This window comes from Undibacterium sp. SXout20W, from assembly GCF_049340285.1.
Taxonomy (GTDB): Bacteria; Pseudomonadota; Gammaproteobacteria; order Burkholderiales; family Burkholderiaceae_D; genus Undibacterium.
Map to the genome: position 1 here is coordinate 44985 of NZ_JBMPPH010000026.1, position 9934 is coordinate 54918.

Here is a 9934-nt window from a genome sequence, read left to right on the forward strand (position 1 = left end):
GTAAGCTAACGTTAGCGGTCTATAAGTGCGCTTTTAACTTGAATTGAGATTGCTTTTTGGTTTGTCGATAGCAATACAATGACCAATTGTTCGATTCTTTTCTTCAAACTGAGGGCTGACAATGAAAATATCACAGGCGGTTATTGACGATCTTTCTGGCGCAGTTGAGATACTTTATCCATTAGGGCAAATTTCCCCGCAGCTTGTGTTTGTTTTTGGATGTGTTGACCATTTTTCTAACCCGTCTTTTTTTACAACGCTCAAAACTGCTTTCCCTCAAGCTGAATTGGTTGGCTGCACCACGGCAGGAGAAATTTCGTCGGTCGCAGTGACGAATAAAACATCCATTGTGACGGCGGTTCATTTTGAATCCGCTGGTTTTAAGGTGGCAACAGCTGAACTCCAGGATATGGAGACGTCCTATCAATCTGGTCACGATGTCGCGACCCAACTACAGTCCCCAGATTTGCGTGCATTGATGTTATTTGGACAGGGTGTCAACATTAATGGCAGTGCTTTGATTGAGGGCGTAGCCAGTGTGCTCGGTACCTCTCTACCGATGACAGGCGGTTTAGCTGGTGATGATGGTGCGTTTTCGAAAACTTATACTTTATCTTCGTCTGGCATTTCGACCTCAACGATTGTGGCCGTTGGTTTTGTTGGGGATCAACTTGTATTTTCACATGGCAGTTATGGTGGATGGAAGGCATTCGGTCCTACACGCAAAGTGACGAAATGCATAGGCAATGTTCTATATGAACTTGATGGTACGCCCGCACTCGATGTGTATAAACGTTATTTGGGTGACTATGCCAAGGATCTGCCAGGATCGGGCTTGTTATTCCCATTTGAAATGTTAAGTAACAGCCGCGAATCTTTAGGACAAATTCGCACCATTCTTGGTGTGAATGAAAGTGATGGAAGCTTGATTTTGGCGGGTGCTATCAATCCCGATGGTTATTTACGATTGATGCACGCGCATACTGATGATTTGGTGGATGGTGCAGAAACTGCGGCGCAAGTGACTATTGAGGGAGCCACACCTTTGAACGGACAGAGCTTGGGCATACTGGTTAGCTGCGTTGGACGCAAGCTGGTAATGGGTGGGCGTGTCGATGAAGAAGTCGAAGCTGTACAAGATATCCTTGGTAGTAACACCGTATTGTGTGGTTTCTATTCCAACGGTGAAATCTGTCCCGGCTATAAATTAGAAGAGTGTAGTTTACATAACCAAACCATGACCATCACTTATTTAGCTGAGCTGAGTTAATGCCGCATAAGCTATCTCTAAGGCAATATAAAAGGTTGCTTGGCATCGTTGACGAGGCACAGCTTGAGCAAGTTTTAACCGAGTTTGAAAGTCTGGCCAAATCAGATGTGGTCAGTGATTCTGCCAAGGCCGCGCTTGGTGGATTTCGCAAATTTTTATCCCATGTCGATGATGCATATCAGCAGGCAGATCGCGACCTCGCATTAGGCAAATTGAGCCTCGAACTGAGTTCGAACGAACTGAGTCAGGCTAACGAGACCTTGCGTCAGGATGCAGAAGAACGTAAGCAAGTGTTGGTCACCTTACGCCACACGACGAATCAAGTTCTTGCGCAACTTGGTAAGCACATTGACGACGACAGCAGTCTGGAAAATTTGAGCCACTTACTTTCTGGTCTGGTGACGGAGTTACTTGATACCCGACGTGATCTTGAGCTCGCCCTGGCAGCAATCGAGAAGCAAAAATTTGCTCTTGATCAGCATGCGATCGTTAGTATTACGGATGAGTACGGAACCTTGATTTATGCAAATGAAAAATTTTGCGAGATCAGTAAATATCAGGAGGCCGAACTCATAGGTCAGAATCACCGTATCGTTAATTCGCGTCATCACTCCAAGGAATTTTTTAAAAATTTATGGCATACGATTCAGTCTGGTAGTGTTTGGCATGGTGAGATATGTAATGTCGACAAAGAGGGGGGGTACTATTGGACTAACGCCACCATCGTTCCATTCCTGAACCAGGATAACAAACCGTACCAATATATTTCTATCCGCACAGATGTGACGGAACAGCTGCAACTGCGCGAGAAAATTGAGGCTAGTCAGGCATTGTTGCAAAACATCATGAATACGCTGGGAGAAGGCGTATTTACCCTCGACGCGGGCGGTCTTTGCACGTTTATGAATCCTGAAGCGGAGAAAATTTTAGGCTATCGCTTTGCCGATGTTGCCGGACGTCGCATGCACGACGTGATTCACTCCAGACAAGCAGATGGCGCCTATGTTGCCGTGCACAACTGCGCGATAGAAAGAACGATCTCAGCAGGTAAGGTCTTCCGTTCTGACCTTGAATATTTTCAACATCAATCAGGTAGATTATTCCCGGTTGCGATCGTTGCTTCACCCATTTTTGAAAATGGCGTGATTGTCGGTTCGGTCTCCGCATTTCAAGACGTGTCTGCGAGAATTGCTGCTGATAATGCCTTACGGGCGAGCGAAACAAAGCAGCGTATGCTCATTGACAATGCTGCCGATGCAGTGTTTGTCGGTAATTCACAGGAACGTTGGACCTATGTGAATGACCTTGCGCTCACGATGTTGGGTTACACAAGAGAAGAACTTATCGGTAGCAATATGTATGATCTGCTACCGTTGGACCAAAGAGGCGTGGCACAAAAAAATTTCTTGCATAGAATTTTAGATGAAAAATTTGTTCGCACAGAAATTCAGTTGTTGAAAAAAAATGGTGATCTTGTTCCCGTTGAAATGAACGCTGCGCTATTGCCAGATGGCAGTATTTACGGCTCATGCCGGGACATTACAGAACGTCAGCGCTTTGAATCTGCATTGATTCAGGCAAAAGAGGATGCGGAAGCGGCAAATACGGCTAAGAGTGAATTTCTAGCAACGATGAGTCATGAAATCCGCACACCAATGAACGGCATTATTGGTATGACCGAATTAGCGCTTGATACAAATCTGGCTCCTGAGCAGCGCGAGTATCTGGAATTAGTCAAATTTTCTTCGTATTCTTTGCTTGGGATCATTAACGATATTCTTGATTTCTCTAAAATTGAGTCAGGTAAAATTATTCTTGAGAAAATTGATTTTGATATCCGTGAAGTACTGGCTGCCTGTCTGAAAGCAATGGCAGTCAGGGCATCGCAGAAGGGAATTGAGTTAGTTTATAAAATTGATATGGCCATACCTCAAGTATTGCAAGGTGATCCTGGTCGTTTGCATCAAGTCATTACGAATTTGGTAGGCAATGCCATTAAATTCAGTGAGCGCGGCGAGATTGTGTTGGATTTACAGTTGGCTCATCATCATGCTAAGTCAGTTGATATTTATTTCTCCGTTACTGATCACGGTATTGGCATACCAGTAGAAAAACAGGCAAGTATTTTTAACCCGTTTAGTCAGGCAGATGCCTCTACCACCCGCAAATATGGGGGAACCGGGCTGGGACTCACAATCTCATCAAGGTTAGTGAAAAGCATGCACGGTGTGTTAGAAGTCAACAGCGTTCTGGGTCAGGGTAGTACATTTTATTTTACGGCCACATTTGAAGAGAGCGCTAGTAAAGGCGAAGAAATAGTGATGCCAGATGTCTCTGGGCTAAGAGTGATGATTGTGGATGATAATGCGGTTAATCGGCATTTTTTCTCCGATGCGCTCAAAAATTGGGGCATGTTACCCATATTGGCGAACTCAGGAGACCAGGCAAATTTCATATTGAAGCAAGCCGAGGAGCAAAACGAAAAAATAGATGTTATTTTGCTCGATGTTTGCATGCCAGAAATGGACGGCTTTGAATTTTTGACACGATATCGAACACGTATAGACGAAATCGGATCGAAGGTCATCGTGTTGTCCTCAGCTGGTTCCCCAGATGACGCACGGCGATGTAGAGAAATGGGCATACAAGAATATGTCACAAAACCAGTTAGTCAGAATGAATTATTGGCCTCCATTGTTGCGACGATTACTGGCGGATCTATGCGCGACGTATCGCATAAAATTACCACTGACGAGATGCTTTCAGGCCTTGCACCTTTGAAAGTTTTGTTGGTCGAGGATAATGTTGTTAACCAAAAATTAGCGTTATCGTTGCTCAAAAAATGGAATCACAAAGTAGTCGTAGCTGATACCGGTTTAGTCGCGCTGGAAAAATATAAGCAAGAACAATTCGATGTGATTCTGATGGACATGCAAATGCCCGAAATGGGGGGCATCGAGGCGACACAACTTATCCGCGCGATCGAGTCTCGCGAAGAAGGTCGTCGACACGTGCCGATTATCGCGATGACAGCGAATGCCATGCCCGGGGACTGGGAGCGTTGCTTGGAATCCGGCATGGATCATTACTTGTCAAAACCAATTAAAGCAGCACAATTGCAGAATTTACTTTGTCAATATCAAAGCGCATTGCCTTTGACGACAACGGGGATAGAAAATATGAATGACGCCAATTCTACGTTGGCCAACAAGTCCCAGGGATTTGATTATCAGCATGCATTAGCGTGCGCAGACCAAGAAGTGATCAAGATCATTGCGCAATCATTTCTTAACGTCTACATGCAATATTTAGCAGAACTGGCAGACGCGATCTCACGTAAAGATGCCGAATTATTGCATCGATCAGGGCATACGATGAAAGGCGTTGTGAGCAATTTCTGTGCGCATCCAATTGAAGAATTAGCGAATACCTTAGAGAAAAAAGGACGCGATAACGATTTTGAAGGTGCCGATGACTTACTTGCCAAAATAGACGCTGAACTGATCTTATTGACTAATGCACTTAAAATATTTGTAGCAACGCAATGTTAGATTTCAAAGAATTAAGTGTTCTCGTGTCAGTGTATTGTTGAGCGGAAATTAGTCTTAAAACCTTTTATCGCAATGCTTCGTTCCACTTAAAACCACTTTGAGACAATGCCACTTGAACAAAATTTGAATCTTGTTCAAGTGGAATTTTTTTGAGGTAGGCTCGTTTTTATTTTTTGATGGCTTGAGTCCGCTCTTGCAGCCATGCCAAAGCAGAACCTGATACGCGTGGCGATAAACGCTGCAAAACCAACGCATGGTAATCATTAAGCCAGGTAATTTCGTCGTCGCGCAACATAGCGATGTTGATGCAACGCGTATCGATAGGGCACAGCGTCAGCGATTCGAATTGCAGGTACTCACCAAATTCAGAGGTGATTGCTGGCACCGTCAGTAAGAGATTCTCGATACGCACCCCCCATTGATTCGGGCGATAGATACCAGGTTCATTCGAGGTAATCATCCCTGGTTCCATTGCTGTATGAGGCTCAGCAAGTGCGGCAGAGATCGATTGTGGTCCTTCATGAACATTTAAAAAGTAACCGACGCCGTGGCCTGTCCCATGCCCATAGTTAATACCTTCTGCCCAGATCGGCGCACGCGCTAAGGTATCAAGCATTGGTGATGGTGTACCGCGTGGGAAGATCGCTTTGGATAAATTAATCATCCCTTTGAGTACCAATGTGAAGTCACGTTTTTGCGCATCTGAGATCGTGCCAACGGGTACTACGCGCGTGATATCAGTCGTGCCATTCAGATATTGACCACCGGAATCAATCAACAATAAGCCATTGCCTTCTATCGTCGCATGTGACTCAGGCGTCGCACGGTAATGCGGCATCGCACCGTTGCCATTAAAGCCAGCGATCGTTCCAAAGCTCGGTGAGATAAAGTGCGGCTGGCGTGCACGTGCTGCGCAAATTTTTTCATCAATGCTTATTTCGGTAATGACTTCTTTGCCTAAGGCATCCTCAAGCCAGCTAAAAAATTCGCAAAGTGCAGCACCATCTTGTTCCATGGCTTCACGAACAAAATCCACTTCTTGTGAATTTTTACGTGATTTGATGAATACAGAAGGATTGATCGCCTCTAGTACGCGCGTATTGGCTGCAATTGCCTGATGAAATCCAAGCGTGATCCGCCGTGGATCGATTAATACGCTGCTGTTGGCAGGTAAGCTCGCCAATGCTCTTGCAGCTTCTGCGTAAGGCAAAGTTTTTATATTATCTTGTGCTAGGATGGCTTCCAATTCTGCGGATACTTTGCCTTCTGCCACGAAAATACGTGCGTCATTTAATCCAATGAGTGCGTGCCCGGCGAATACAGGGTTGTAGCTGACATCGCTGCCTCGCAAATTAAAGATCCAGGCTAGATCATCAACAGTTGAGACGAAATGCTGATCGGCACCGTTTGCGCGCATTTGCTCGCGTACAAGCGCTAATTTTTCCTGCCGTGAAATCGTTGCAAACGGTGCCAGGTGCTCAAATATCGGTGATGCTGGGAGGCCAGGGCGATCATGCCAACTGCCGTCTAATAAATCGATGTTTGTTTTTAAATGAATCGCTTTGGCGGATAAATTTTGCTCAAGAATGCGAGCAGTCATTAATCCCAATACCTCACCATCGACGCCGACGCTCTGGCCTGCTTGCAAAGTCGTGGTTAGCCAGTCGATATGCGAAATCGAAGCAGCAGATGCGATTTTCATCATCTGTATGCCAGTTGGGGCGAGCTCTTTTTCAGCTTGGCTCCAGTAACGACTATCGACCCATAATCCCGCAAAATCTGCTGTCACAATGAGAGTGCCGACGGAGCCGGTAAAACCAGAGAAATAGCTGCGTCCTTGCCAGCGTTCAGGCAAATATTCAGACAAATGCGGGTCTGCAGAAGGAATGATATAGGCATCAAAACCAGCCAGCTTCATTGCTGAGCGCAATTGCAATAAGCGCGCTGGAATTGGCGAAATAATGGCACTGTGGCTGCTTGGGTTGTTCATGACGTGTTCTTTCCAGGGGATGTATCTAGAAATGCTTGTTTAAGGCGATAATTAACGAGAGAAGTATACTTGAAGTGAATTTCCATGCGCCGAATATGCCAAATTCGTCATTTTCTTAAGTATTCACGCATAACTGCTGAATCATAGGCACTAAATTTCTGGATGAGCCTAATTTAATTAAATGGTGAGGTCGGTAGACATGGCTATTTAATGCATGCCCCTTGATGAACATTGTCAACATCTAAAACGTTCGCGCTTCGTTGAGCCTGGCCGGGAGTCACTCGGCAACCATTTCCTTTAACGTGCCGTAAATGATCGCGAGGGCGGATGCAACCCGTCAATTTCTATTAACGCAGTCGTAGCGAGGATTGCATCAGCCCTATGACATTTTTACGCTACCTTGCTTTTTTCTATGCCTTGACGTTGATAGGTATAGAATTTTTGAAAGCTTACGACGAAATGATTGCGGAATTATTAATGAATTACCGAGATACTTTTTAAACGTGCAGATCTAAAACAAGATTGGCGGCCTGAATCGTATCTTCAGGCCGCCAATCTTGTCGGAAAAATCAATAAAAACCAGATAGATCCTTATCTCACGCGCATACCTGGCTGTGCACCTGGCCAGGCTTCCAGAATGTACAAGCCTGGATTGGCTTTTTCATCGGCGGCTGATGCGGCCAGCACCATGCCTTCAGAAATACCAAATTTCATTTTACGTGGCGCCAGATTGGCGACCATTACAGTGAATTTGCCAATTAACTGTTCCGGTTGGTAAGCCGATTTAATACCAGAAAATACGTTGCGGGTGCGACCTTCACCAACATCTAACGTCAAACGTAATAACTTGTCTGAACCTTCAACATGTTCACAGTTGACGATTTTTGCGATGCGCAGATCAACTTTGGCAAAGTCATCGATTTTAATTTCTTCTGCCAATGGTTCGATGTCGGCGTTATGGCCAGCAAGGGCGCTGCCGGTATTCGCGATAGCCGCAGTCTCTTGTGCCGCAGCATTAGAGCCTGCATCAGCGCCTGCAGCAGGGGCCGCAGGTGTCGTTGGAGGTGCCACTGGTGCATCAAACAGTTGATCAAAAATCTTAGGATCAACACGTTGCATTAAGTGTGCATATGGGTGAATCTTGTGTTGATGCGGCATTGCTACTGTGACGTCAGCCCATTGCAACGGTGCGATATTTAATTGTGCTTCGACCTGCGTCGCAAGTTGCGGTAATACCGGCTTAAGGAAAATGGTCAGAATGCGGAAAGCTTCGAGCAAGCGGCTGCATACCTCTTGTAATTTGGCATCGTTCTCTGGTTTTTTTGCCAGTTCCCAAGGCTTGTTAGCATCAACGTAGGCATTCACCAGATCGGCTTGCTCCATGGCCGCGCGTAAGGCTTTGCCGTATTCACGCGCCTCATACAAGGCTTTGATTTCTGGTGCTGCTTTGTGCAAGTTGCTTAAGAATGCATCATTTTCGCTCGCCCAGTCGGTAGCAACGACGCCATCAAAACGTTTGCTGATAAAGCCAGCAGCGCGAGATGCGATGTTGATGTACTTACCGATCAAGTCAGAATTAATTCGGGCGACGAAATCATCTGGATTCAGATCCAGATCTTCGACCTTGGCATTCAGTTTGGCGGCGAAGTAGTAGCGCAGCCATTCTGGATTCATGCCAATTTCCAGGTAGCGTAATGGTGAAATGCCAGTGCCACGCGATTTTGACATTTTTTCACCGGAGACCGTTACAAAGCCATGTGCGTACACATTGTCCGGCGTCTTGTAACCAGAGAATTTCAACATCGCTGGCCAGAAGAGTGTATGGAAATAGGTAATGTCTTTACCGATAAAATGAATCTGTTCAGTCGTCGGATCTGCCATGAACGCATCAAAATCACGACCAGTTTTACTGAAATAATTCTTTAATGATGCAAGGTAGCCAACCGGCGCATCCAGCCAGACGTAGAAGTATTTGCCTGGTTGATCAGGAATTTCGATCCCAAAGTACGGTGCATCACGGCTGATATCCCAGTCGCCAAGTCCGCCTTCGCCTTCTAGCCATTCTTTACATTTATTCGCGACTTCAGATTGCAGGCGATTATCTTGCAATGCCCAACCGCGCAGAAAATCAACGCATTTTTGATCCGACAATTTGAAGAAAAAGTGTTCGGAAGACTTCATGACTGGGGTTGCGCCCGTCAGCACAGAATATGGATTGATAACCTCGGTTGGTGCGTAGACGGCACTGCACACTTCGCACGAGTCACCGTACTGATCTTTCGCGCCACATTTCGGGCATTCGCCTTTGATGTAACGATCAGGTAAAAACATGTTTTTGACCGGATCATAAAACTGTTCTATGGTTTTGCTCGTGATAAAACCCGCTGCTTTTAACTTGCGATAGATATCTTGTGAAAATGCATGGTTTTCAGGACCATCAGTTGAGTGCCAGTTGTCAAATTGAATATGAAATCCATCCAGATATTGCTTACGTCCAGCAGCAATCTGCGCAACAAACTCTTGCGGCGTAATACCGGCCTTTTCAGCCGCAATCATGATGGGGGCGCCGTGCGCATCGTCCGCACCTACGAAATGCACTTCGTTTCCCGACATTCGCTGATGCCTCACCCAAACGTCAGCCTGGATGTATTCCATGATATGGCCGAGGTGGAAGGGCGCGTTAGCGTATGGAAGGGCAGTGGTAACGAACAGCTTTCGGGTCATGTTGATGCACTTTTAGAATTAACGGACAAGGGCAATATTCTAACAGCGAAACCTTAGATGAAAATGGCTAGCCTGGCAGAAGTCTGGTTCGAATGGAAATAAACCTTATAAATTTCTTCAGAATTTTGCTAGCGTTGACGACTTAAATGGAAAAAATAATAAATTGTTAATATACTGAGTTATCGATGGCGTAAGTACAGCATGCACACAGCATGAATACAGGATTCACATCACATCTACATTTCGTTTATTTGGCTTTATAGGGCTTTTTTAGATTGGCGGATTCAATTTCGAAGTGCAACCACATGTTGATGCGATTGTAACTGCTTCATAAATACTTGGTGCGGCGTTTTGAAGCCGAGACATTTTCTGGGACGATGATTTAAGCTGTTCATCGCC

4 protein-coding genes and 1 pseudogene are annotated in these 9934 nt (G+C 45.5%); 2 read left to right on the plus strand and 3 right to left on the minus strand.

The genetic code is table 11. From position 1 onward, the window contains the following. Positions 1-121: 121 nt before the first annotated feature. Positions 122-1270, plus strand: a complete 1149-nt coding sequence (locus ACO0K1_RS13620; RefSeq protein WP_423026591.1) for an FIST signal transduction protein — start codon at positions 122-124, stop codon at positions 1268-1270. Continuing rightward, positions 1270-4821, plus strand: coding sequence for a PAS domain S-box protein (locus ACO0K1_RS13625; RefSeq protein ID WP_423026593.1), 3552 nt, complete (start codon positions 1270-1272; stop codon positions 4819-4821). The genes ACO0K1_RS13620 and ACO0K1_RS13625 overlap by 1 nt, the downstream gene beginning before the upstream one ends. 166 nt (positions 4822-4987) lie before the next feature. On the opposite strand, the gene ACO0K1_RS13630 is transcribed toward ACO0K1_RS13625, so the two are convergent. From ACO0K1_RS13630 to ACO0K1_RS13640, 3 genes and pseudogenes are all read right to left on the minus strand, one after another. Beyond that, positions 4988-6811, minus strand: coding sequence for an aminopeptidase P family protein (locus ACO0K1_RS13630; protein ID WP_423026594.1), 1824 nt, complete (start codon positions 6809-6811; stop codon positions 4988-4990). 591 nt (positions 6812-7402) lie between these two features. After that, positions 7403-9535, minus strand: a complete 2133-nt coding sequence (gene metG / locus ACO0K1_RS13635; protein WP_423026595.1) for a methionine--tRNA ligase — start codon at positions 9533-9535, stop codon at positions 7403-7405. Between the two features lie 284 nt (positions 9536-9819). Next, a pseudogene (locus tag ACO0K1_RS13640) lies at positions 9820-9934 on the minus strand (IS30 family transposase); the annotation flags it as partial.